The sequence below is a fragment of the Candidatus Endowatersipora endosymbiont of Watersipora subatra genome (genome assembly GCF_964026585.1).
GTDB lineage: Bacteria > Pseudomonadota > Alphaproteobacteria > Rhizobiales > Rhizobiaceae > Pseudahrensia.
The window spans coordinates 34,570-59,095 of record NZ_OZ032160.1 but is presented as its reverse complement, the minus strand read 5'-3'; the positions used below and the strand labels follow the sequence as shown (position 1 = coordinate 59,095).

Here is a 24,526-nt window from a genome sequence, read left to right as displayed (position 1 = left end):
GATTTATCTGAGTTCATTTCATATAGAAATATGCTGTGAAGAGGTCCTTACTTTCCATATAACTCGGAACACTCACGCAACTGATGGAAAACGAACTACCGGTGGCATAGATGAAAGGATAGCATTGACATTTCCACCTGTTTCCAGTCCAAATCTTGTTCCTCGATCGTACAATAAATTGAATTCTACGTAACGTCCACGGCGGATCAATTGTTCCTCTCGTTCTTCTTGAGTCCACGGTGTATTATAACTTTGAGTCACCAAGTGAGTATAGATATTAGCAAAAGCTAAGCCAATTTCTTGAATGAAGGCGAAATCGGCTTCCCAGCCCCCTTTATCATCACCGGAATGGAGATAATCAACAAAAATACCACCAATACCTCTTGGTTCATCACGGTGTTTCAGATAGAAATAACTATCACACCACTCTTTGAGTTCCTGATATCTCACCACATCATGAGCATTACATGCTGATCTCATAGCTTCATGAAAAGCTTGGCTATCAGGGTGACTTTGATGGCGTTTTCGATCGATCAAAGGTGTGAGGTCCACGCCACCACCAAACCAATACCGAGTCGTAACTATTTTTCTTGCATTCATGTGAATAGTTGGAACATGAGGATTTTGGGGGTGGGCAATAACAGAAATTCCTGATGCCCAAAACCGTGGATCATCAGAGCCCCCAGGTATTTGGGAACGGAATTCTTCAGAAAATTCTCCGTAAACTGTGGAAACATGAACGCCTACTTTTTCAAAAACACGCCCACTCATCATTGACATAACCCCCCCTCCTCCTTTACCTTTATCTCGTTCCCAGGGAGTAGAGGTAAAACGGCCAGGATTCAGCTCTAGTAATGGCAAGGATACACTCTCTTCAAGTTCCTCTAGACGATTACAGAGATCATCGCGCAACCATTCAAACCAGCTCTTTGCAAGCCGCTTTTTTTCCTCGATATCCGGAGGCAGGCCCATTGGAATATCATCTCGGTTTAACATGGTTACGATATCCTTCAACTACATTTGACGTTAATCTTTGTTTCCTTGTCATCTTCCTCTCTGAGTGGATATCTTATCTTGACCTTCATTAAAAAAGGGAGTTGAATGATCAACGACTTAGAATTCATGTATTTTCACCATTAAATAAATGGCTTTCTGTTGCTGTATATTCAAAGGTAAACTTGTCAATAGCAAATAGCTTTTGTGACCTTATCTTTGTATCTGTGCCAGGCCTTGACACTGACGTTGACCCTATTTAAACTGACCAAGTATGGTATTTCGTTCCGATGGTTAATCTATTGAGACTATGGAGCTGAGAGGGATGCTTTAAAATTCTTAGTTAGAATTGAAAAGTATGTCATTAAATTAAAGCATCCGTAAAATTTTAACCGGAAGGAGATGTGATTTATGGCACTGCCTGAATTTTCAATGCGCCAGCTTTTGGAAGCGGGTGCTCACTTTGGTCACCAAACACACCGCTGGAATCCAAAAATGGATAAGTTCATTTATGGAAAGCGTAATAATATTCATATTCTTGATCTGTCACAAACAGTTCCTCTTTTACATCAGGCCTTAAAACAAGTTTCAGATGTTGTCTCTTGTGGCGGCAGAGTGCTTTTTGTTGGGACCAAACGTCAAGCATCAGATATCATCGCAGCTTCTGCCCGTCGTTCCGCTCAATATTATGTTAATGCTCGCTGGCTTGGTGGTATGTTGACGAATTGGAAAACAATCTCCAATTCGATTCAAAGGTTGCGTGAGCTTGAAGAACTCATCGCCGGTGAGGGACGGGGTCTGACCAAGAAAGAATTGCTCCATCTAACACGTAAACGCGACAAGTTAGAGCGGACCCTCGGTGGAATTAAGGATATGGGAGGTACACCAGACATGCTATTTGTCATTGATACAAACAGAGAATCAATCGCAATTCAGGAGGCGAAAAAGCTTGATATTCCTGTTTGTGCGATTCTGGATTCGAACTCAGATACTTCTAATATCGACTTACCCATTCCAGGAAATGATGATTCCAAACGGTCAATATCACTCTATTGTGATTTAATTGCAAGAGCGTCCCTCGATGGAATTGAACGGCAGCAGGGTGCTTCAGGTCTTGATCTTGGTGCACGTCTTGAGATGCCGGTTGAAAAAAGCCTAGCAGGAAACGCTATTGATCAGGCAACAGAAAATAACGATTCAGACGACCTCTCTTCAGGCGAAGACTCTTTGAGCCGGAACCATGAGACAGGATTCTTTGACTCCTTCGAATTAAAATTCGATCATCTCAAGAAAATCTTAGAAGTTCCTCCTGTCTTTACAGAAATCAGATCTTTGCTCTTATCTTAAGACCTGATTTCAATTAACTCTTAACTGTTGATCGGTGAAAAATCGATCTGACTTTCTTGATCATCATAAATCATAAGAAGAAAAGGTAAATTTCAATGGCTCTTTTTGCCTCAATGATAAGAGAACTACGCGAAAAGACAGGTGCAGGAATGATGGATTGCAAAATAGCTCTCAAGGAAAACAAGAATGATATTCTTGCATCAATCGATTGGCTACGCAAAAAAGGTATAGCAAAGGCTGAAAAAAAGTCAGGTCGTCTCGCTGCTGAAGGGCTTGTAGCTGTTATGAGAAGTGGTTCCAAGGGAGCGATTATTGAGGTAAATTCTGAAACAGATTTTGTTGCTCGCAACAAAGAGTTCCAGGAATTGGTTTTAGCTATTGCCAAAACTGCTATCAAAACAGATGGAACTCTTGAATCGATCAAGGGTGCTCGTCTTGAGCCTCATGGAAAATCAATCACTAATATAGTGAAGGAATCTATTTCAACCATTGGTGAAAATATCTCTTTACGCCGCGCTGCTGTTATGAACGTATCACAGGGTTTGATTGCTTTATACGTTCATAATTCGATTGGGGATGGATTAGGTAAGATTGGTGTTCTGGTGGCACTTGAATCATCAGGAGACGTTACTGTGTTGAATACAATTGGCCATCAGATTGCGATGCACGTGGCTGCTGCCACACCTATTGCAGCAACCAAAGATGATATTAATCATCACCTCGTGGAGAGAGAGAAGGAAATCTTCTCTGCTTCAGCACGAGAATCAGGAAAGCCAGAAAATATCATTGAAAAAATGGTTCAAGGTCGTATCCAAAAATTTTATGAAGAAAATGTTCTTCTTTCTCAAACGTTTGTTATTGATAGAACTCAGACCGTTGAACAAGCTCTAAGAAATGCAGAAAAAAACGCAGGGTCAACTATTAGACTGAAAGGATTTGTGCGATTCGAACTTGGTGAAGGAATAAAAAGGGAAGATTGAATAGCAGAAAATTAGGAAAGCTTAATTTCTTGATAACACAAGCTTCTTGTAGTAGGACACTCTTATCTTGGTGCGGATACCGGGATTTGAACCCGGATGAGCTTTGCTCGACAGATTTTAAGTCTGTTGTGTATACCTGTTCCACCATATCCGCATTCCTTATAAAAAGAACCGTTATTTGATAATTGATGCCTTCTCCGCTTTCAAATTTCAAAATTTATTGGAAAGTGAATAATCCATTATCCATTGGTGGGTCTGGAGGGATTCGAACCCCCAACCAAGCGGTTATGAGCCGCTGGCTCTAACCGTTGAGCTACAGACCCGATACCATGATCCATTACATCACTTTTTTTCCCCCAACAAGAGGGTGTTCGAAATGATTTCTTTTCTCGTTTTCATCAGGGATTCGAACCATTCGATATTTTTATTGGTTAGATCTTTCCGCAAGCCACAGGTCTTCATACACCTTACTAAAAAGAAAAATAAAAAAGCAAAGGGCGTTTTATGAGAATGGTTACAAATACAGATGAACTTGCCTCCATCTGTGATGAATTTAGCAATCATCCTTATGTAACCATCGATATAGAATTTTTAAGAGAGACAACATTTTGGCCTATCCTTTGCCTCATCCAAATGGCAAGTTCAAACGAAGCCGTAATTATAGATCCAATGGAAAAGAGACTGTCACTCGAACCATTTTTTAAACTCATGGTCAACAAGAGAGTCGTTAAAGTTTTTCACGGTGCTCGGCAAGATATCGAAATCATCTATCATCAAGGAGACCTCATACCAACTCCTCTTTTTGATACACAGATAGCCGCTATGGTTTGCGGTTATGGGGATTCGATTGCTTACAATCAGCTCGTTTCAAAAATTACGAACATAGAGATCGATAAATCTTCTCGGATTACTGATTGGTTTCAGCGTCCCCTCTCACAGAAGCAATTAGACTATGCATTGGCAGATGTCACATACTTACGACAGATTTACGAAAGTTTGAAAGATGATCTTGAGAAAAACCAGAGAGAAGACTGGATTGAGGAAGAAATAGCGATTCTGAAATCACCGAAGACGTACGACTTACCAATCGAACAAGCTTGGACCCGTTTGAAAATGCGTGTTCATAACCCTCTAGACTTTGCTATCATGAAGCAGGTTGCGGCCTGGCGAGAAAGAGAAGCCCGTCAGCGTAATATTCCTCGGCGACAAGTGATCCCAGATAAAGCAATTTACGAAATTGCACAGAAACATCCCCAAAATAAGAACGATTTAACTCGATTAAGAGCGGTTTCCAAATGGGTTGAGCAATCTCAACGTTCATGTCCAGATAGCCTGGATAGGCTGCTTAAAGCTATTATAGATGCAGAAGAAATATGTCATGGAAAAGGGCTTGAATTTCGTCTTCCATCCAGACCAACAGGAAGAAAAGGGGCTGAGACCGAATTACTTAGACTGCTCTTGAAGATTGTTTCAGAGGCCAGTGGAGTGGCCAGTAAACTTATAGCTACGATGGATGACTTAGAAAAGATAGCAGAAAAAGAAGATGCTAACGTAGCCGCTTTGTCGGGATGGCGCTATGAAATTTTTGGAAAATCAGCCCTTGAACTCAAACGTGGGGAAATATCAATTGGGTTTGAAGACCAGAAGATCAAAATCATGAAGCTTGGTTAGAGTTTGCTATTTAGATTTTGAGGTGTATTCATGTCGTGAATTGATCCAACGAACTGTTCTCGTCGATGAGCTCATGACGAGAGTTTGGGTCAAAATACCATCTTCAGTAAACTCGACTCCCTTGAGCATTCTGCCATCTGTCACGCCAGTTGCAGCAAATAGTACATCACCTTTTGCCATCTCTTCAATCGAATAAACCTTTTCTATATCGATAATGCCCATACACTCAGCACGTGACCTTTTTTCTGTAGTGTCAAGAAGGAGACGACCTTGCATCTGTCCACCGATGCAGCGCAAGGCCGCAGCAGCCAAGACCCCTTCAGGGGCTCCGCCAATACCCATATAGAGATCAATCCCTTTTTTTTGAAGATCAGTCGTATGAATAATACCTGCAACATCACCATCACCAATCAAAAAAACAGATGCATTAGCTGAACGAATTTCTTCAATTAATTGTCTGTGTCTTGGGCGATCCATTACACAGATAGACAATTCGGATACTGGACAATTCTTTACCTTTGCTACGGCATTGAGGTTATCTGTTGCTGAGGCATCAAGATTGATAATACCTTTCGGATATCCTGGACCAACGGCTATTTTGGCCATATAGACATCGGGTGCATAGAGCAAATTACCACGCTCAGCGAGAGCAATAACGGCAAGTGCATTCGGTTGATTTTTAGCACAAACCCTTGTTCCCTCTAGCGGATCAAGTGCAATATCAACCTCTTTTCCACCCAATCCAACTGTTTCACCTATATAAAGCATAGGAGCTTTATCACGTTCCCCTTCTCCAATAACCACACGGCCACTAATAGGAACACTGTTTAACTCTCGTCGCATGGCGTCAACAGCTACTTGATCAGCATCCTCTTCATTTCCTTTGCCTCGTTTATAGGCTGCAGCAACAGCAGTAGATTCAACTACTCTGGCCATTTCCAGAGTTAGCATACGATCCAGTTTACTGGAAATTGTTTGATCTGAAGACATAGTATTATCGATTTTCTTTATCTGTATAAGATATGGAGCATTAGCCTTAAGTCTTTTCAATACGGATCATCTGAGAATCCAAAACCCGAGCATCAACTCTTATGGCCTTTAAGGCCTCCTTAACAGCTATTTCTGTTGTCTCATGGGTAATAAAAATAATGAGTGCAGCCTGATGATCTAGGTAACCTTGATTCGATTGTTTCTGAAAAATGGATTGAAGAGAAATCCCCTGTTTAGCCATCTGAGTTGCAACGGATGCCATGGTCCCGGGTCTGTCAATAACTTTCAATCGTATAAAATATCCGCCTTTGTGATTCTCCATTTGAGCTCGCTTATATGGCATAAGGGAGCTTGCCGGTGGTCGGTGTTGATATCCTAGTCCTGATTTAGCAATATCGAGAATATCAGCAGCAACCGCAAAGGCCGTGGCATCACCTCCAGCCTCTGGCCCAGACATCATCAGATGACCCACTGCATCGGATTCTAAAGAAACTGCATTAGTGACACCGTTGATTTTTGCAAGAGGAGAATACAAGGGTAAAAGAGCCGGATGAACACGACTTTCTAAGCCTAATGGCGTCCGTTTTGCTACACTAAGAAGTTTAATCCGGTAACCCAATTTAGCAGCGGCTTCTATATCTTCAGTTTCAATTTTACGAATACCTTCAAGATAAATTGAATCAGGAGATATAGCTGTACCAAATGCTAAACTAGTTAAAATCGCTAACTTCTGAGCAGAATCGTTACCATCAATATCGCAAGTGGGATCAGATTCCGCAAAGCCAAGTTTCTGAGCCTCGATGAGACAGGTTTGAAGTGAAGTTCCTTCATTTTCCATACGAGTGAGGATATAATTGCAAGTACCATTTAGGATACCGTATATACGATTGACCTGATTAGCAGCTAGAGATTCCCGCATTGTCTTAATAATAGGAATCCATCCTGCAACAGAAGCCTCATAATTGAGAAATAACCCATTCGCCTCTGCGATTTCAGCTAGTTCAACACCATGTTTCGCTAAAAGTGCTGTATTGGCTGTAACAATATGTTTTCCTCTATTCAAAGCCTTCCTTACGGATGAGAAAGCAGGATCATCTGCACCACCCATAAGTTCTACAAATACATCAATATTATCTCTGCTGGCAAGCTTATCTGGCGTATCAATCCACTGGTAACCATTGAGCTGACGGCCACGGTCTTTGGAACGTGATCGCGCATTTATTGCCGTAATGATAATTACTCTTCCACAACGTTCCTGCAGAAATTTTGATTTCTCTTCAATGAGGGTGACCAAAGACATGCCGACAGTACCAAGACCTGAAATACCAATCCGGATAGGGACATTCATTGGAATTGTACTTAACATATTAGTGTGATTACCCGTTTGAATTGAAAGACAGACTACGAAATAGCCGCATCAATCAGGCGCATTTTCATCTGGTGACGCCCATGATAAAAACTGTATTCCAAAGTACCAGCAAGATGCATATTCGGATTTCTTCCTTCTAAGAGAGCTTGACCGAGTGGACTGTCAGTAATTCCAAATCCGATTCCATCAAGAGTTGCCCCATCTGCAGATTCTATTCTAAAACGAATATGATTATGATTCTTTCCAACAGAAGAAACATGTCGAATGATATGCCTAGGAAATACGAAGATCGGTTGACTATGTCCAGACCCATAAGGTCCAGCTTTTTGAAGATCATCAAAAAGGTCTTTAGTTGCACTACGTGCAGTGAGAAGACTATCAATTTTTAGCGTATTGATAATCATTTTACGTGACCTAGATAATGCCTCCTCCATGAATGACCTGAAATGACTCATTCGATCTTTTTTAATCGAAATCCCGGCCGCCATAGCATGACCACCACCCTTTTCTAGAATTCTTTCTTCAACCGCCATACGAACAAGATGACCAATATCAATTCCTACTACTGAACGTGCGGATCCCTGTCCCCTTTCGGTATCATCAAAAGCAATTGCAAAAACCGGTCGCCTGTACCGATCTTTCAGCCTAGAAGCAATCAATCCAACCACACCAGCATGCCAATGATCACTCTCTGTCACCAGTACAGATCGGCCTGAATCTAATCCAATCTGACTTTCGGCTTGGTTTATAGCTTCTTCAAGCATAACAGATTCTATTGCTTGCCGCTCAGTATTGAGTTGATCAAGCTGAACCGCAATTTCTTCGGCCTCTGTCCAATCTTGTGTTGTTAACAAACGAGCGCCAAGACTTGCATTACCAATTCGACCTCCTGCATTAATACGCGGACCGAGTAAGAAAGCAAGATGCGAAGGCATTGCAGGACCATCCTGATGTGAAACTCTGGATAGAGTCGTCAAGCCAACAGACCGTTGTCGCCGGATGACATCCAGACCACGAAGAACGTAAGGACGGTTTAATCCCTTGAGGGGAACAAGATCACAAACTGTTCCTAGCGCCACAATATCCAGCCAATTCCTTAAGTCTGGAATTGTATTTCCCTTTTTTCTAAAAACACGGTTTAATGAAACAAGAACCAAAAATACGATACCCACTGCACTTAAATGCCCCTGCCCCGACAAATCATCATTACGGTTTGGATTAACCACGGCGCAAACTTCAGGGAGGACATCACCAACTTGATGGTGATCAATAACCACGACATCAACACCCGAACCGATCGCGCTTTCTAAGATTTCAACGCTCACTGAACCACAATCAACTGTAATAATCAACTGAATCCCACTCTCCACCATTTCTTCAATTGCTGTCTTATTAGGTCCATAGCCTTCAAATATACGGTCAGGGATATAAATCTCATGGGGTAGATCAAAATAGGTGAAATATCGTGACATCAGCGCTGCCGAAGTTGCACCATCAACATCATAGTCACCAAATATAACAACCCGTTGTTGGTTGATGATGGCACTCACTAATCGATCCGTGGCTCGATCCATATCCGTTAGATTCGAAGGATCAGGCATCTCATCACGCAGCGTGGGATGGAGAAAACTTTCTGACTGCTCCATCGTGATACCGCGCCCTACAAGCACTCTAGCTACAAGTTCTTTGATATCAAGATTATCAGCAATCGAATCTGCATATTCACGTTCAACAGGTGTCAGTCTCTCTTCCCATTTTTGCCCCAGAATCGAACTCTCAACACCTAAAAATAATCGACTAGAATGATCCATTTGACTGCTTTAGGAGACTGGGGTTATCAGAAGATAATGCATGAAGATGGACGGTTAAAAATGCTATGATGATGATGGCCCCCAATTGATGTAGTAAAGCGGCTTCTATTGGTACTTGGGATACAAGAGTTACAATACCCAATAGAACCTGAATTAAAATAAGAAAGACAATCCCCCAGCAACGGCGAACATGGATTAATTTCATATTGCGACACTTTAATTGCAAAACATGAATCAAAGAAAGAATAAAGATAAAGTAAGAGGTTAAACGATGTAAAAATTGCACAATAGCTATATTATCTATCCAAGTGAGATCGTCTCTTAAATTGGTTGACCACAGATCTTGAGGAAAAAAATTACCATTCATCAATGGCCAAGTATTATAGGACATGCCTGCATCCAATCCTGCAACCAAACCACCTAAAAAGATTTGAACAAATATCATGAATAATAAAACAAAGCCCAAAACTAAATTACTCAAAACAGGATTCCAAGAATACACATCAACTGATTGTGCTAACCAGATTGTTAAAGAAAGAACAAGGCATGCTAAGGTCAAATGAACCGCCAAGCGTAAATGACTGACGTCAACCTGACCGAAAAGCCCAGATTCAACCATCCACCATCCGATGACTCCCTGAAGTGATCCTAAAAAAAGCAAAAAGATCAATCTAAGTTTCAACCAATGATTCAAATGACCCGAAACCCAAAAAATCATCATAGGAATAACGACCAAACAACCAATAAAACGGCCGAGGAATCGGTGCGTCCACTCCCACCAGTAGATTGATTTGAATTCATCTAGTGTTATCAGATTATTGATTGTCTTAAATTCCGTAGTAGTTTGATATTTTTCAAACTCTTCTAACCAGTCAGAAAGAGAAAGAGGAGGAATGATGCCACTCAGAGGAGCCCATTCTGTGATAGACAAACCAGAATCAGTCAATCGAGTCGCTCCACCTACCACAATCATAATCGACACAAGAATCGCAATAGAGTAAAGCCAGATCCGTACTGGCAAAATTCTGTTAATTAAGCTCTTTTTTCGAAATTTGTAAACAAAAAATTGATAGAATATCATCCCATTTTTCTCTTAAAAGATCCCCCATTTTTGCAACACATGACAAAACAAAAAATTGTCAAGAATGGCTATATTCTATATGATTTTTTCGCTAGACTGAATTCTATTCCAGAATCCAATAACAAATCGTTACTTGATGCGTTACACATTACCGATACACATAAAAAAAATGTTGGGTACATTTTTAATCATTTTTTTGATCATTATTTATTCATTGATAGCGGTTACCGTGGCCTCAGCAACCTTAGCTGAAGCCCCTTGGTATGCACATCTAGCATATTTCTTCTTTAGCGGCAGCTTATGGTTGATTCCTGCAATGGCCATTATTAAATGGATGTCAACAGAAAATGTAGATTTTCATAGGCACAGAGACCTAGGCTAGGCACTTTCGGCAGTTTGTTCGTCCATTGTCTTGTCGATGTATATATAGAGAGGCGGGTGATTTCCATTTACCACCTCTTCTGAAATGACAACTTCCTCGACTCCTTCAAGAGTTGGTAAATCGAACATCGTTTCAAGGAGAATAGCCTCGATAATTGAACGTAAACCACGCGCACCTGTTTTTCGTATGATTGCTTTTTTAGCGATTGCCCGAAGCGCATCTTCCTGAAAAGAAAGTTTGACTCCTTCCATATCAAATAAACTCTGATATTGTTTAACGAGAGCATTTTTGGGTTCAGAGAGAATGCGTATAAGCGCATTTTCATCTAAATCTTCAAGGGTTGCTAATACAGGAATTCGGCCAATAAATTCCGGAATCAAACCAAAACGGACTAAGTCTTCTGGCTCAAGCTCCTTAAATAGTTCACCGATCTTTCGATCTTCAGGATTTTCGACATTTGCATTAAAGCCAATACCAGTCTTGGAACCACGATCGGAAATGATTTTATCTAGATCCGTAAAAGCACCACCACAAATAAAAAGGATATCGGTGGTATCAACCTGAAGAAATTCCTGTTGTGGGTGTTTTCGTCCCCCTTGTGGAGGAACCGAGGCAACGGTACCTTCCATAATCTTTAACAACGCTTGCTGAACACCCTCACCAGAAACATCACGAGTAATCGACGGATTATCAGATTTCCGAGAAATTTTATCAACCTCGTCGATATAGACAATACCACGCTGAGCACGTTCAACATTATAGTCAGTAGACTGAAGAAGTTTTAAAATAATATTTTCGACATCCTCGCCAACATAGCCAGCTTCAGTCAATGTAGTCGCATCAGCCATAGTAAAGGGGACATCCAAAATACGAGCCAATGTCTGAGCAAGTAGTGTTTTACCACAACCAGTAGGGCCAATGAGCATAATATTGGATTTGGAAAGCTCAACATCGTCACTCTCGAAAGAGTGATTTAACCGTTTGTAATGGTTATGAACAGCCACAGATAAAACCCGCTTTGCATGTAGCTGGCCAATTACATAATCATCCAATACATCTAAAATCTCTTGCGGAGTGGGCGTTCCTTCACTCAATTTTACCATTGAAGCCTTGTTCTCTTCACGTATAATATCCATGCACAATTCAATACATTCATCACAGATAAAGACCGTTGGCCCTGCAATAAGTTTACGAACCTCTTGCTGATTTTTCCCACAAAATGAACAATAAAGAGTATTCTTAGAATCAACACCTGCACCGGAAACTTTGCTCATTAATTTACCCTGATCGGACACCAATCGTCCATTCTTACTTCAACCCTAAATCTTAGACATCTACATAAAGCCATTTAAAAAATGAAAACAGCCAAAACCGATGCAATCTCTTAGTAAGATTAGGACTATTTCTTAATGTAAAGTTTTAAAGAGATTTTTAGGATGCGTCACCGGACCTTTCAATTTCTCCCCGTGTATTTATCACACTATCGATAATACCAAATTCTTTAGATTCATCAGAAGTCATGAAGTAATCTCTGTCCAGAGTGGCTTCAATTGTTTCATAGTCTTTACCTGTATGCTTAACATAGATTTCATTGAGATGTCGTTTCAATCTCATGATATCTTGAGCATGCCTTTCAATATCTGAAGCCTGACCATGAAACCCACCAGAAGGCTGGTGCAAGAGAATTCGCGCATTTGGTAATGCAAATCGCATGCCAGGGGCCCCAGATGTCAAGAGTAATGATGCCATCGAAGCGGCTTGGCCAATGCATAGTGTTAGAACAGAAGGCTTGATAAACTGCATCGTATCGTAAATCGCCATACCAGACGTAACAACACCACCTGGAGAATTGATATAAAGAGAAATTTCTTTTTTAGGATTATCGGCTTCAAGGTAAAGAAGCTGCGCGCAAACTAGAACAGCCATACCGTCCTCTATAGGACCAGTAATAAAAATAATACGTTCTTTTAACAAACGGGAAAAAATATCATAGGCTCTTTCGCCTTTGTGAGTTTGTTCAATGACCATCGGTACAAGGTTCATCGCTGTTTTCATTGGATTCTGCATAGGATACCTTCCGTAAAAAGAATCGATTCACTAACAGACGATATAAAATAGATGAATCAACAAAAAAGTAAAAAGCTTGATTTCTATGAAAAATTTCTCAAGCGTACGAGGGCCTCTTTCGATTTGTCGAGTTTTTTCTTAAACTCAGTCAGTCGATCACGGTTTTCCTGAATAACAACAGCTGGTGCATATTTGATAAATTGATTATCTTCAAGTTTACTTGACAAACATCTGATTGCCTGATCAAAAAAACAAATTTCCTTGTGTATTCGGACCATTTCTTTACTTAAATCAACCGCACCTTCAACTATTAAGCAGATCGTCGCTTCACCGATAATGATTTGTACTCCTCCTTGAGGAGAGAAATCCTCAAACTTCATATTTTCAATCTTGGCTAGACATTTAATCGCTGACTCATGCGCCTTCAACCGTCTTTTAGTCTTTTCATAGGCCCTCGTGATCACTAACTGCAATGGAAGATTTGCCTTAATCTTCATCTCTGATCGAATGGCTCGAATCTGAGAGATGAGATCAATAACCCAATTCATCTCTTCAACAGCAGAATCATCTTTAATCGACTCACTTGGCCATTTAGAATGGCAAAGTAAAGTCGGATTCTGTTTTTGACTCCACAATGCCTCGGTTATAAAGGGCATGAAAGGATGAAGAATCTTATAAATTTTATCAAGAACATAAGATAGAGTTTCTTGAGATTCTTCTTTGGCTCCTTGATCTCTACCATTTAGAATCGGTTTCAACATTTCAAGATACCAGTCACAAAATGTATTCCAGACAAACCGGTAGGCATTGCTAGAAGCATCATTGAAACGATAATTTTCAATAGTGTTCGTCACTTTTTCCGAGAGTGTTGAGAGTTCCGTCAATATCCATCGATTAATTGTTTGTTTACAATCATTGGGTTGAAAATTTATATTTTGTTTCACTCCATTTATTTCAGCAAACCGCGCAGCATTCCAAAGTTTTGTACAAAAATTGCGATATCCGGAAACCCTTGCTGTATCGAGTTTTATGTCTCTTCCCTTCGCAGCCATAATTGCGAGAGTGAAGCGTAAGGCATCAGCACCATATTCATCCATCAAAACAAGAGGATCTATAACATTACCCTTTGATTTTGACATTTTTTTTCCGTTTTTATCACGCACGAGAGCATGAATATAAACAGTATGAAAAGGCTCGATAGAATGTCCTTTATCATCCTTCATAAAATAAAGAGCCATCATCATCATCCTTGCTACCCAGAAGAAGATGATATCAAAGGCAGTAATCAGAACATCGGTTTGATAATATGTTGTCAATTCTTTTGTTTTATCAGGCCAACCCAAAGCAGTAAAAGGCCACAGAGCAGACGAAAACCAGGTATCCAGGACATTTTCATCACGCTTGAGGTCAACATCTTTACCATAGCTCCGTCGGGCCTTCTCCAATGCTTCACCTTCAGTTTTCGTAACAAATATTGTACCGTCTGGGCCATACCAAGCTGGAATTCTATGACCCCACCATAGCTGACGCGATATACACCAAGGCTGAATATTTTCCATCCAATCAAAGTAAGTTTGTTCCCAATTTTTTGGTAAAAATCGAGTGCGTCCTTCTTTAACAGAATCAATTGCTGGCTGAGCCAAAGTTGGTGCATCAACAAACCATTGATCAGTCAACATGGGCTCAATAACAACCTTGGATCGGTCACCTAAAGGTTGCATCATTTTTTTGTCCTCACGCATGATGAGTAGGCCTTCTGCATCGATATCTGAAACTATCTGTTCTCGTGCAGCAAAACGATTTAGACCTCGATAAATATCGGGAACAAGGTTGATCGAATCAACATAAGAAGTATCAATAATTCCACCCTTCTTAACTAAATTTTCTGCTTTTTCTATCTCTTCTTCATAGGTGAATCCATCACTACGCATTTTTCCGCTTACATCCATTAACCGATACATAGGTATATTGTTACGATGAGCTACGATGTAGTCATTAAAGTCATGTGCGCCGGTAATTTTCATAGCACCGGATCCAAAATGGCGGTCTGGATAGTTATCGGTGATGATCGGGATCAGACGACGATGATCCTTAGGCCCCACCGGAATTTGGCAAAGTTTACCGATAATAGGAGCATAACGATCATCTAAGGGGTGAACAGCAATTGCTCCATCTCCCAAAATGGTTTCCGGACGAGTGGTTGCAACCGAGATATAATTGCGCATTTCACGCGAAATTAACATGCCATCTTTATCTCTCTCAATATATTCATAAGTTTCACCATCAGATAATAGGTATTTGAAATGCCACATATGAGCATCAACTTCTACATTCTCTACTTCAAGATCAGAAATTGCAGTCTCCAATTGGGGATCCCAATTCACCAATCGCTTCCCACGATAGATGAGACCTTCATCATAAAGACGGACAAAAACTTCAAGAACAGCCTTTGATAACCCTTCATCCATCGTAAAGCGCTCACGAGACCAGTCGCAGGAAGCACCAAGTCTTTTCAGTTGCTTGAAGATCGTTCCCCCGGATTCTTCCTTCCATTCCCAGATCCGCTGAACAAACTTCTCACGACCCATATCTTGTCGATTCGGTTCTTTTTGCTCAATGAGTTGTCGCTCAACAACCATTTGAGTCGCAATGCCAGCATGATCCATACCCGGTTGCCAAAGAACATTTCTACCGCGCATTCGCTCAAATCTGATTAAAATATCCTGTAAAGTATTATTAAGAGCATGTCCTATATGCAAAGATCCAGTGACATTTGGTGGAGGTATGACAATACTATAAGGGACAGAGCCTTCCTCCGCACCAACACCAGCAGAAAAGGCATTTTTATCTTCCCATAACTTGTCAATCCACGCCTCTAAAACGGCATGATCATAGGTTTTCTCAAGCATAAAATTACGATAGTAATGACAACACTTACTCTACAAGTGTGTAAAGACAAAGATAAAGATCGAGTTAATAAACTTACAAGAACTCTAGCATGAAGTAAAGTCAACCGTGGATCATCTCATCAAACTAGCTTCCCTGGCTGCAGAAATAAAACTTTTAAACAGAGGGTGTGGTGCAAAAGGTCGGGACTTCAGCTCTGGATGATACTGTACACCAATAAACCAAGGGTGCATCTTTTGAGAATACTCAATCGTTTCCGGAAGCAATCCATCAGGTGAGATCCCAGAAAAAACTAACCCAACTGACTCCAATTTTTTTTTGTAATCAATATTAACCTCATAACGGTGACGATGGCGTTCACTAATATTACAATTCCCATAAATTTTAGCTATGTGAGATCTGGGATTCAGGGAATGCGGATAGCATCCCAAACGCATACTACCACCTATCTCTCCGTCTTCATTACGTTTTTCTATCTTGTTATCTTTTAACCATTCTGTCAGAAGGCCAACAACATGATGACGACTCTTAGAGTGGGGATCAAATTCACTCGACATTGCATCTGTTATGCCAGCTAAGTTTCTTGCAGCATCTAAAACGGCCATCTGCATGCCAAGGCAGATTCCGAAATAGGGAATATTATGTTCTCGAGCAAAAGTAGCTGCTCGGATCTTCCCTTCACTACCCCGTTCCCCAAAACCACCAGGAACCAGGATACCATCCATCTTCGATAGATATATCGATGGATCTTCCAACTCAAAGACATCACTTTCAACCCATTCTATATTAACCTTGACATGATTAGCTAAGCCTCCATGAACTAATGCTTCTATCAAGCTTTTATAAGCGTCTTTTAATAGAGTATATTTGCCAACAACTGCAATGGTTACAGCCCCTTCAGGATGATGTAGACGGTATGATATATCTTCCCAGATTTCCATATCAGGATTCGATTGAGGATCAATCATGAAGGCATCAAAAACTTGATTATCAAGACCTTCTTTATGATAAGCCATGGGTACATCATAAACAGAATGCGTATCAAGGGCTTGAATCACTGCCTCAAAACGTACATTACAAAAAAGAGAAAGCTTCCGTCTTTCTTCTAATGGAATTTCACGATCTGATCGGACCAGCAAAATATCTGGTTGGATACCAATTGATAGCAACTCTTTCACAGAATGCTGAGTTGGCTTTGTTTTCAATTCACCAGAAACAGCGATATATGGCATATAAGACAAGTGCAGATAAATACAACTATTCTTTGGCAAGTCATTGCCAAGTTGCCTAATCGATTCAAAAAATGGCAAACCCTCAATATCACCAACAGTCCCTCCAATTTCCACTAAAACGAAATCGTACTCCTGATTGCCTTCTAGAATAAATTGCTTGATATGATTCGTAACGTGGGGGATCACCTGAACTGTTGCGCCAAGGTAATCACCACGGCGTTCTTTGGCAAGGATATCACGATAAACGCGGCCTGCGGTGATATTGTCCCATTGATTAGCTGGTCTTCCAGTAAACCTTTCGTAGTGTCCTAAGTCAAGATCGGATTCGGCACCATCATCGGTTACAAAACATTCACCATGCTGATAAGGAGAGATTGTACCCGGATCCACGTTTAAATAAGGATCAAGCTTCCTTAAACGAACCTTGTATTGACGAGCTTGCAGGAGGGCACCAAGTGCTGCGGCTGCAAGTCCTTTCCCAAGGGAAGAAACAACACCACCTGTTATAAAAATATACCGCACCATAGGGAAAGCATAATATGCAGGATTTAGACAATTGTAAAACTATTATTTTACCAAGATTGAGTGAAGGGATGGAACTGAAAACCAGTAGATACCCTAATTTTCTTTAGTCTTCTTTTCTTGTTCAGGTTCAGAAGGAAGATCTGTCGAGTCCATGCTAACAGCTTGCTTAACAATATTGGAGATTCTGTTATTGGACTGAGAAAGAATACCTAAACTAACTGATGTAAGGAAGAATCCAATAGCCAATATCACCGTCGTTTTTGTTAGCGCATTACTAACGCTTCGGGCGGAACAGAATCCACCACCACTGCTAATTGTGAAAGCGCCTCCTTCTGAAGGCTGGAGCAAAACTAGCAGTATCAGAGCTAAAACAAACGTGACATGAACAACAATAAGTACTGTTTGCATAATAAAAATCCGAACAACGAACCTATTACTCTAACTATTTCTTATAAAATTCCAAGAGATAAGTGAGGTTAAACTCAATAATGATTCCGAACTAATGATTGGCAAGATTGACATATAGCTAGAAAGTCAGCGGTTTGGAGACTCGCCCCTCCGACCAGGGCACCATTTACATTTTGAATTGATAATAATTCAGTTGCATTCTCTGGTCTTACAGAACCACCATATAAGATTCTGATCCGTAATCCATGGTCGCCAAAGCGCCTCACCAGTATATCACGAATTAAGGCATGAATCTCTTTGAGAGACTTAAGACTTGGTATCTTAGTAGAACCAATTGCCCAAAAGGGTTCATAAGCAATGATGGTATCTTTTTCTGTTGCACCTTCAGGAATTGAATCAGTAATTTGCTTTGTAATGATCATATCTACCTCACAAGCGTCATACTGTGCTTTTGTTTCTCCTATACAAACTATTGATGCTAACCCAGCCCTCCAACAAGCTTTGACTTTTCCTGCAACATGAGAATTCGTCTCTCGGTGATTATTACGCCGCTCCGAATGACCCACGATACAAAACTCTGCTAGGCAATCTGCAATCATTTCAGCAGAAATATCTCCTGTGTGTGCGCCTGTTGCTTCATTATGACAATCCTGCGCCCCTACCATCAAAGGAGATCCTTCGCTTATCGTTTTCGCGACGTAAAGCAGAGTAGCAGGGGGACAAACCACAACGTCAACAGACTGTTGGAATTCATGACTGATTCTATGAGCTAAGATAGCTAATTGATCTAGTTGATCACGGTCACCGTTCATTTTCCAGTTACCCACGATGAGTGGTTTTAAATCCGGTGTCATATGGTCCTCGATTCTAATAGATAGGAATAATATATTAGGAATCATGACGACAATTTCAATACACCGTGATGACCTACTACTACGGTGAGAAAATCAATATGCTATAACCAGATAGAATTGAATTTATCCTTTAAATTCCTAATACAAATCTCAACAATCGGGAATCGATCTATGCTTGAAGCGTTGCGTTCATTTATTGGTGGTTGGATTACCAAAATCATCCTTCTTTTTTTCTTGTTAAGTTTTTGCGCATGGAGTCTATCAGGCCTTGTACTCAATGATCCTAATCAATATACAATTGGCCATGTCGGAGATACTAACATCTCAAGGGAAGATTTCCTTTTTTCATACCAAAGAACCCTTAGTATGATTGAGCAAAAAATGGGCAAAACCTTGACGAGAGAACAGGAGCGCTCATTAGGTCTAGAATACCATGCTTTGAGTGAAGTGATTGCATCTTCTGTACTTGATGAATTTTGCCGTGTTAATGGTCTTTCCATTTCAGAAAGAACAACAGCCCGTCTTTTAGCTGAGAATCAAGCCTTTCAGGATTCAAAAGGTAAATTCAATGCGCAAAGATTCAAGTCTGCCATGCTTCATGCTCGAGTGAACGAAAATGATTTTCTAGTTCATCAAAATTCTATTGCTCTTCGGACCCAACTGACTGCAGCACTGACTTCAGGAAAAATATTACCTACTGCTTTTGAGAAAGCATTGAGTTCTTATCTCAATGAGGAACGAAAATTTTCTTACGTGACGATAACAGAACAAGTGGTAAAACACCCCAATAAACCAAATGATCAAATACTGGAAACCTACTTTGAAAAAGAGAAAAAGAAATATGCAGCTCCCGAACTCCGGAAATTGAGCATACTTTCTATACAACCAGAAGACTTCATCCATCAACAAAACGTTACTGATGATAGTATCAAATCTTATTATCACAGTCACAAAGCTGATTATGAAACAGCTGAGAAAAGACACGTACAGCAAGTCACCTTTCCTTCTCTTAAAACAGCCGAAACGGCACTGAAATCACTCAATTCTGGTTTATCTTTTGAAACAATGCTCAGAGAAAATAATTTAAAACTAAGTGATGTAGATGTTGGAGTCGTCGAAGCTAGTCAGTTGCCAAATATGATTAGCAAATCTGCCTTCAATTTAGAACCTGGGACAGTCAGTTCTATTATTGACGGTCCTTTTGGTCCAACAATTGTTCGTGTTGCTAAAGTTATACCTGCTCGGGTTAGCATTATAGAGTTGGTTAAAGACAGTATCCGTAAAAAAATAGCTTTAAGAAGAGCATCTGATTTAATGATTTTGATTCAAGAAAACATCGAAGATATGCGTGCCATGGGGTCTTCTTTGGAAGAAGCCGCTGAGAAAAATGGTCTAGACGTTCGCGTAATAGAAGCTGTTGATCGGAATGGGCAAGATCTGAATTCAGAATTTATTGAAGGTATACCAGTATTTAAAGATCTCCTTCGAAAAGCTTTTCAAGCTAATATTAGAGAACAATTCAGTCCACTGAATTATGGTGAATCTGGCTTTGTTTGGTACGAAGTAGAAGAAATCATTCCTGCCCATGACCGAAAGTTAAATGAAGTCAAAGAAAAGGTAGCAGATGATTGGAGGAAAAAACAGATTCTCATCGCAGTTTCGAAAAAAACAAATGAATTAAAAGAGCGTTTATCAAAGGAAGACAAATTTGAAATTATTTCTATTGCTGATGAACTAGACATAGAAGTTAAACAAACGGGATTTCTACGCCGTTCTGATCAGGAAGAAGGATTTCCGAAAACTGCAGTAAGAGTAGGTTTTAGCAAAGACATTGAGTCTGTTACTATAGCCGATGGCTTAGATCCAGGCTCAAAAATGATCATTATAGTTGCTGAAAGAAAGAAATGGAACTCTGAAAGGAATGAGTCTCTTAACCATGAGATTACACGGGCACATCAGAGCGCTGCAAACGACTTGATCACACAGATGATTGGTCATCTTCATTCACAATACGATGTTAACTATAATCTAAAATCAATTGAGAAGGTCCTTAAATTAGGACATAGATTATGATTATCTATCGACCAATTTCATTCTGAGAAAGATCGTCGAAAAAAATGAAGAGAGAGATAAAACTTCTGACCAAGATTTGAGTAGGAAGCGGTTTACGATCTTTTAAAGAAACCTCAGAGAAAAATGGGTGCAATATGTTAAAGATAACCGATCGATTATGCTCATTTCAAGATCACTACAGTGAATCATCGATGGCTTTCATTACAGTCTCTAGCTTAAAATCCCTAAGTTTATGATTATTTACAAAGATTGTCGGTGTCGACCTTACATTAAAATCAGCAACAGCCTTTTGACGACTCTGAATAATTTTTTTTAGAAGGTTCTGATCTGATAAACAATCATTGAAATTTTCTTCAGACATCCCTGCTAATTTCGCTAGCCGAAGAAATTCAGGAACAGGATTCTCTTTTCTCGCCCATACACTTTGAGTTGAGAACAAAGCATCAATCATGGCATAATAGTTGCCGTTAGGAGTACATTTAGCCAGCATAAAAGCAGCTTCTCCTCTGTGATCACCATCAAATGGAAAAGGTCTTAAAATTAATTTAACTTTTCCGGTATTGATATATTTTTCTTTTAGCATCGGCATGACTGTATCGTGGAATGATTTGCAGTGGGAACAAGTCATTGAAGCATATGTAATAACAGTTACCGGAGCGGTTTCTTTTCCTATGAAATCATCTTTCAGAGGAAGAGTCTCGAAGAGCCAATTCACACCTTTGGCCTTTCCTTTTTTTGATAGAAAAAGACCATAAATCAGTCCGGATGAACCTAAAAGAATAAGAAAAGAACGACGAGAAAATTTTGTTTCAATCGGCATTGGCTCACCTCCTGCTGTTGATAAATGGGCTGTTCTTACAAGGAAGGTGGAATCAACATTTCACTCTCGACATTCCAGTTATTCTCGTTTCTCAACACACCCTCTCCCATTTTTTTGAGAGCTCTTCTTAGGGTTTCATCCTCGACGCTGACGATCATTTTTTTCAAAATCCTTGCTTTTTTAGCTGTTAATATAGATGTTCTTGGTGTTTGTGTCTGAGGCTCAAAGCCTTCATAAGGCCAACTCATTTGATCCAGTTTAATTCGGGCTATAGCAGAGAATCCAAAATAAGTGTTGATACGCCTCAGGATTACCTTAGTGCAATGTTGTAAAAATAGAGAATATTGTGGCTTGCAAGCCAGTTCTAATGTTCCCGGTGTAAAGTCTTTATCCTTGCTATCATACTCCTTAAACCAGACGATTCTTTTGGGGTTAGAATTTTGGCTGTGCTCCTCACCAACAATCTCTGGCCAGTTTGCAATCAAATCAATAGATAGACCAGCACGTTTCTCGGTTATAGGATTCAGGATTTTGACTACAAAACTAGAGAGGGGTTGGGGCGTTCTCATTATCCTACTTGAATTTCTGGCCAGTATGAAAGTATTACGTGAATGAAAAGCTTTAGCAATAGAATCTTAGCCTGGTATAATAAAAATTTCCGGAAGCTTCCCTGGAGAATAGGCCCTTATGAACAGAAAGTAGGTAAGAAACCAAACGTTTACAATGTTTGGCTATCTGAAATTATGCTCCAGCAGACAACAATCAGGACAGTAAAACCCTATTATCATAAATTTCTAGAACTCTGGCCATCGATATCGGACCTTGCAGAGGCATCTGAAAATGACGTTTTAGTAGCTTGGGCAGGTCTTGGTTATTATTCAAGGGCACGAAACTTGAATAAATGCGCTAAGATAGTCGTCAATAATTTAGACGGTCTCTTTCCAAAAACAGCGGAAGAGTTAAAACAATTACCTGGAATAGGAGACTACACTTCAGCGGCCATTGCCGCTATCGCTTTTAATGAGGCCGCTCCTGCAGTCGATGGTAATATTGAGCGCGTGATTTCACGAGTCACCGCCGAAAAAACACCTCTTCCTCAACTGAAGAATATTTGTCGTGAATTCATGATTGAAAATATTTGTTCAAAAAGACCTGGTGATTTTATTCAGGCCATGATGGACATTGGTTCTACGATTTGCAAGCCCAAATCGCCTGTGTGCAGAATCTGCCCTCTTTATCAAATCTGCAAGGCAAGAAATACGAATACTCAAGAATTATATCCTGTTAAAAAAAAATCAAAACCAAAACCAACTCGATATGGAGCGGCCTTTCTTGCCTATAATTCGAAAGGTAATATATGGCTAATTCGTAGACCGAGAAACGGCTTATTAGCAGGCATGGTTAGCATACCGATGTCGGATTGGAATTTGATTCAGAATGGGAAGTGCGGAGCACCTCCAGCATGGTTAGACGAAGATTGGAAACTCAGTAGCACTGTCCAACATCCCTTTACACACTTTCATCTAGAAATTGAAGTGTGGACGGCCTTCACTGAAATTAAATTAGATGATGGATGGTGGTCAGAACCTTGTAAACTCGTTAAAGAAGCATTGCCTACTCTTATAAAAAAGATCATCATTGCCTCTCAAATGACTGATGACTATTCTGGTTAGAATGTAATTGGGAACATGATTGGATCGGTTTGTAGAGAAGAAAGATATTTGAACAAAGAAAGAACTAAGTGAGAAAAATATTAATCTATTAAGACGTTCCCAGTCTTTTTCTGTACTGTAAACGTAAATCATCAATGGGCTTGAACCCATTGCCTTTATCAATATACCAAAAGGTCCATCCGTTACAGACATCCACTTCTTGGACATAAGCTCCCATACCATGAATAGAGGCAGTATGCCCTCCACACTGCAAAGACCCATCCATACGGATGATAGCTTTCCAACGCTTTTTTGAATCCTGAAGGCAGTCACCAATCGATAACAATCCCGATTCAATCATGGCTCCAAAAGGTACTCTTGGTTCTGTCCTCTTTCCAGTTGTTATGGTGAGTTCGGCCTTACAATATGGTTGGATATCATCAATACGCTTGGATGCGACGTCAATGTATCTCTGCTCCTTTTCAATTCCTATGAAATGTCGGCCGAGACGTTTTGCAACTGCGCCGGTTGTGCCCGTTCCAAAAAACGGATCCAGAATCACATCATTAAGATTCGTAGATGCCATTAATACACGATGTAAAAGAGCTTCCGGTTTTTGTGTTGGATGAACTTTTTTTCCATCTTTATCCTTAAGACGCTCAGAACTCTTGCAGATCGGAAAGAGCCAATCGGAACGCATCTGTAAATCATCATTCGCCATTTTCATGGCATCATAATTGAATGTGTAGTGCTGAGAAGTTTGATTTTTCAAGGCCCAGATCATTGTTTCATGAGAATTCGCAAATCGACGGCCACGAAAATTCGGCATAGGATTAGCCTTACGCCAAATAATGTCGTTTAATATCCAAAAATTCAAGTCTTGTAAAATCGTACCAACACGAAATATATTATGATAGGATCCGATAACCCAGACTGTCCCATTTTCCTTTAATACACGCCTAACTGAAAGAAGCCAGGCCCGTGTAAAGTCATCATAGGTTTTGAAAGTCTCAAATTGATCCCAGGTTTCATGGCACCCATTAACTAGACTTTGGTTAGGTCTATAAAGTGCTTGATAAAGCTGGAGATTATAAGGCGGATCAGCGAAAACTACATCTACTGAATTTTCAGGCAACGCCTCAATCACAGAAATGCAATTACCCTTGATAATCGAATCCAACCAGATTGACTCATGATTCTGAGTCTTCATCGAAGAAGACAATAAATCAGAAAAAGAGAGAACACGCATACAATAAAACCAGCACGGAAAGAAAAATAGTCAACTCTTTATCTCTTACAGAGGATAATGAAGATTTCATTAAAATTCGATTGATCTAGTCCACTCTTTTTCTGGTCTTCGAATT

At 40.2% G+C, this 24,526-nt stretch carries 19 protein-coding genes, 2 tRNA genes and 1 pseudogene; 6 read left to right on the top strand and 16 right to left on the bottom strand.

The annotated features are described in order from the left end of the window. Positions 1 to 72: 72 nt before the first annotated feature. The gene (hemF, locus tag AAGD37_RS00255; RefSeq protein ID WP_341760303.1) at positions 73 to 996 is read right to left on the bottom strand and encodes an oxygen-dependent coproporphyrinogen oxidase; all 924 of its coding nucleotides are present in this window, start codon (positions 994 to 996) and stop codon (positions 73 to 75) included. Between the two features lie 408 nt (positions 997 to 1,404). On the opposite strand from hemF, the pseudogene rpsB reads away from it, so the two are divergent. Continuing rightward, a pseudogene (gene rpsB, locus AAGD37_RS00250) lies at positions 1,405 to 2,151 on the top strand (30S ribosomal protein S2); the annotation flags it as partial. Positions 2,152 to 2,435: 284 nt separating this feature from the next. Beyond that, a complete protein-coding gene (tsf, locus tag AAGD37_RS00245) occupies positions 2,436 to 3,320 on the top strand; it encodes a translation elongation factor Ts (protein WP_341760302.1) in 885 nt (294 codons plus the stop codon). A 68-nt stretch (positions 3,321 to 3,388) separates the two neighbouring features. Here the strand turns inward: tsf and AAGD37_RS00240 are convergent. Next, a tRNA-Leu gene (locus AAGD37_RS00240) sits at positions 3,389 to 3,474 on the bottom strand. 93 nt (positions 3,475 to 3,567) lie between these two features. Next, positions 3,568 to 3,643, bottom strand: a tRNA-Ile gene (locus AAGD37_RS00235). Between the two features lie 187 nt (positions 3,644 to 3,830). Between AAGD37_RS00235 and rnd the strand changes: the two genes are divergently transcribed. Next, positions 3,831 to 4,991, top strand: a complete 1,161-nt coding sequence (rnd, locus tag AAGD37_RS00230) for a ribonuclease D (protein WP_341760301.1) — start codon at positions 3,831 to 3,833, stop codon at positions 4,989 to 4,991. A 6-nt stretch (positions 4,992 to 4,997) separates the two neighbouring features. Here the strand turns inward: rnd and glpX are convergent, their stop codons facing one another. The 4 genes from glpX to AAGD37_RS00210 are packed head-to-tail and all read right to left on the bottom strand — an operon-like array spanning position 4,998 to position 10,242. After that, a complete protein-coding gene (glpX, locus tag AAGD37_RS00225) occupies positions 4,998 to 5,981 on the bottom strand; it encodes a class II fructose-bisphosphatase (RefSeq protein ID WP_341760300.1) in 984 nt (327 codons plus the stop codon). A gap of 46 nt (positions 5,982 to 6,027) precedes the next feature. After that, a complete protein-coding gene (locus tag AAGD37_RS00220; protein ID WP_341760697.1) occupies positions 6,028 to 7,329 on the bottom strand; it encodes a homoserine dehydrogenase in 1,302 nt (433 codons plus the stop codon). 53 nt (positions 7,330 to 7,382) lie between these two features. Next, positions 7,383 to 9,161 (bottom strand): single-stranded-DNA-specific exonuclease RecJ, encoded by a 1,779-nt coding sequence (gene recJ, locus AAGD37_RS00215; RefSeq protein ID WP_341760299.1) that lies wholly within the window; start codon positions 9,159 to 9,161, stop codon positions 7,383 to 7,385. Beyond that, positions 9,148 to 10,242, bottom strand: a complete 1,095-nt coding sequence (locus tag AAGD37_RS00210; protein WP_341760298.1) for a COX15/CtaA family protein — start codon at positions 10,240 to 10,242, stop codon at positions 9,148 to 9,150. Before AAGD37_RS00210 ends, recJ begins: the two co-directional genes overlap by 14 nt. Positions 10,243 to 10,378: 136 nt before the next feature. Here AAGD37_RS00210 and AAGD37_RS00205 point away from each other — a divergent pair, with 136 nt between their 5' ends. Next, the gene (locus AAGD37_RS00205; protein WP_341760297.1) at positions 10,379 to 10,624 is read left to right on the top strand and encodes a DUF2842 domain-containing protein; all 246 of its coding nucleotides are present in this window, start codon (positions 10,379 to 10,381) and stop codon (positions 10,622 to 10,624) included. Here the strand turns inward: AAGD37_RS00205 and clpX are convergent. The 6 genes from clpX to tpiA all read right to left on the bottom strand — a co-directional run bounded on the left by clpX (position 10,621) and on the right by tpiA (position 18,617). Next, positions 10,621 to 11,898: an ATP-dependent Clp protease ATP-binding subunit ClpX gene (clpX, locus tag AAGD37_RS00200; RefSeq protein WP_341760296.1), complete on the bottom strand. Its 1,278-nt coding sequence runs from the start codon at positions 11,896 to 11,898 to the stop codon at positions 10,621 to 10,623. The two genes, AAGD37_RS00205 and clpX, sit on opposite strands and share 4 nt — an antisense overlap. Positions 11,899 to 12,055: 157 nt before the next feature. Beyond that, entirely contained in the window at positions 12,056 to 12,691 is a 636-nt protein-coding gene (locus AAGD37_RS00195; protein ID WP_341760295.1) for an ATP-dependent Clp protease proteolytic subunit, read from the bottom strand. An 83-nt stretch (positions 12,692 to 12,774) separates the two neighbouring features. Next, positions 12,775 to 15,600, bottom strand: a complete 2,826-nt coding sequence (locus AAGD37_RS00190) for a valine--tRNA ligase (protein WP_341760294.1) — start codon at positions 15,598 to 15,600, stop codon at positions 12,775 to 12,777. A gap of 111 nt (positions 15,601 to 15,711) precedes the next feature. Continuing rightward, positions 15,712 to 17,355: a CTP synthase gene (locus AAGD37_RS00185; protein ID WP_341760293.1), complete on the bottom strand. Its 1,644-nt coding sequence runs from the start codon at positions 17,353 to 17,355 to the stop codon at positions 15,712 to 15,714. 93 nt (positions 17,356 to 17,448) lie between these two features. Beyond that, positions 17,449 to 17,763, bottom strand: coding sequence for a preprotein translocase subunit SecG (gene secG / locus AAGD37_RS00180; protein WP_341760292.1), 315 nt, complete (start codon positions 17,761 to 17,763; stop codon positions 17,449 to 17,451). Positions 17,764 to 17,837: 74 nt separating this feature from the next. Then, entirely contained in the window at positions 17,838 to 18,617 is a 780-nt protein-coding gene (gene tpiA, locus AAGD37_RS00175; RefSeq protein ID WP_341760291.1) for a triose-phosphate isomerase, read from the bottom strand. A gap of 171 nt (positions 18,618 to 18,788) precedes the next feature. Here tpiA and AAGD37_RS00170 point away from each other — a divergent pair, with 171 nt between their 5' ends. Continuing rightward, positions 18,789 to 20,690: a peptidyl-prolyl cis-trans isomerase gene (locus AAGD37_RS00170; RefSeq protein ID WP_341760290.1), complete on the top strand. Its 1,902-nt coding sequence runs from the start codon at positions 18,789 to 18,791 to the stop codon at positions 20,688 to 20,690. Positions 20,691 to 20,865: 175 nt separating this feature from the next. Here the strand turns inward: AAGD37_RS00170 and AAGD37_RS00165 are convergent, their stop codons facing one another. Continuing rightward, the gene (locus AAGD37_RS00165; protein WP_341760289.1) at positions 20,866 to 21,510 is read right to left on the bottom strand and encodes a DsbA family protein; all 645 of its coding nucleotides are present in this window, start codon (positions 21,508 to 21,510) and stop codon (positions 20,866 to 20,868) included. Positions 21,511 to 21,545: 35 nt separating this feature from the next. Next, positions 21,546 to 22,079 (bottom strand): DUF721 domain-containing protein, encoded by a 534-nt coding sequence (locus AAGD37_RS00160; RefSeq protein WP_341760288.1) that lies wholly within the window; start codon positions 22,077 to 22,079, stop codon positions 21,546 to 21,548. Between the two features lie 42 nt (positions 22,080 to 22,121). Here AAGD37_RS00160 and mutY point away from each other — a divergent pair, with 42 nt between their 5' ends. Further along, positions 22,122 to 23,183, top strand: coding sequence for an A/G-specific adenine glycosylase (mutY, locus tag AAGD37_RS00155; RefSeq protein ID WP_341760287.1), 1,062 nt, complete (start codon positions 22,122 to 22,124; stop codon positions 23,181 to 23,183). An 88-nt stretch (positions 23,184 to 23,271) separates the two neighbouring features. Here mutY and AAGD37_RS00150 read toward each other — a convergent pair whose 3' ends face one another. Next, positions 23,272 to 24,411, bottom strand: coding sequence for a site-specific DNA-methyltransferase (locus AAGD37_RS00150; RefSeq protein WP_424945446.1), 1,140 nt, complete (start codon positions 24,409 to 24,411; stop codon positions 23,272 to 23,274). Between the last annotated feature and the right edge of the window lie 115 nt (positions 24,412 to 24,526).

Excerpts from the sequence above, each read along its gene's own strand:
- hemF (WP_341760303.1), bottom strand. The coding sequence starts at position 996 with ATGTTAAACCGAGATGATATTCCAATGGGCCTGCCTCCGGATATCGAG.
- tsf (WP_341760302.1), top strand. The coding sequence starts at position 2,436 with ATGGCTCTTTTTGCCTCAATGATAAGAGAACTACGCGAAAAGACAGGT.
- rnd (WP_341760301.1), top strand. The coding sequence starts at position 3,831 with ATGGTTACAAATACAGATGAACTTGCCTCCATCTGTGATGAATTTAGC.
- glpX (WP_341760300.1), bottom strand. The coding sequence starts at position 5,981 with ATGTCTTCAGATCAAACAATTTCCAGTAAACTGGATCGTATGCTAACT.
- AAGD37_RS00220 (WP_341760697.1), bottom strand. The coding sequence starts at position 7,329 with ATGAATGTCCCTATCCGGATTGGTATTTCAGGTCTTGGTACTGTCGGC.
- recJ (WP_341760299.1), bottom strand. The coding sequence starts at position 9,161 with ATGGATCATTCTAGTCGATTATTTTTAGGTGTTGAGAGTTCGATTCTG.
- AAGD37_RS00210 (WP_341760298.1), bottom strand. The coding sequence starts at position 10,242 with ATGATATTCTATCAATTTTTTGTTTACAAATTTCGAAAAAAGAGCTTA.
- AAGD37_RS00205 (WP_341760297.1), top strand. The coding sequence starts at position 10,379 with ATGCGTTACACATTACCGATACACATAAAAAAAATGTTGGGTACATTT.
- clpX (WP_341760296.1), bottom strand. The coding sequence starts at position 11,898 with ATGAGCAAAGTTTCCGGTGCAGGTGTTGATTCTAAGAATACTCTTTAT.
- AAGD37_RS00195 (WP_341760295.1), bottom strand. The coding sequence starts at position 12,691 with ATGCAGAATCCAATGAAAACAGCGATGAACCTTGTACCGATGGTCATT.
- AAGD37_RS00190 (WP_341760294.1), bottom strand. The coding sequence starts at position 15,600 with ATGCTTGAGAAAACCTATGATCATGCCGTTTTAGAGGCGTGGATTGAC.
- AAGD37_RS00185 (WP_341760293.1), bottom strand. The coding sequence starts at position 17,355 with ATGGTGCGGTATATTTTTATAACAGGTGGTGTTGTTTCTTCCCTTGGG.
- secG (WP_341760292.1), bottom strand. The coding sequence starts at position 17,763 with ATGCAAACAGTACTTATTGTTGTTCATGTCACGTTTGTTTTAGCTCTG.
- tpiA (WP_341760291.1), bottom strand. The coding sequence starts at position 18,617 with ATGACACCGGATTTAAAACCACTCATCGTGGGTAACTGGAAAATGAAC.
- AAGD37_RS00170 (WP_341760290.1), top strand. The coding sequence starts at position 18,789 with ATGCTTGAAGCGTTGCGTTCATTTATTGGTGGTTGGATTACCAAAATC.
- AAGD37_RS00165 (WP_341760289.1), bottom strand. The coding sequence starts at position 21,510 with ATGCCGATTGAAACAAAATTTTCTCGTCGTTCTTTTCTTATTCTTTTA.
- AAGD37_RS00160 (WP_341760288.1), bottom strand. The coding sequence starts at position 22,079 with ATGAGAACGCCCCAACCCCTCTCTAGTTTTGTAGTCAAAATCCTGAAT.
- mutY (WP_341760287.1), top strand. The coding sequence starts at position 22,122 with ATGAAAAGCTTTAGCAATAGAATCTTAGCCTGGTATAATAAAAATTTC.
- AAGD37_RS00150 (WP_424945446.1), bottom strand. The coding sequence starts at position 24,411 with ATGCGTGTTCTCTCTTTTTCTGATTTATTGTCTTCTTCGATGAAGACT.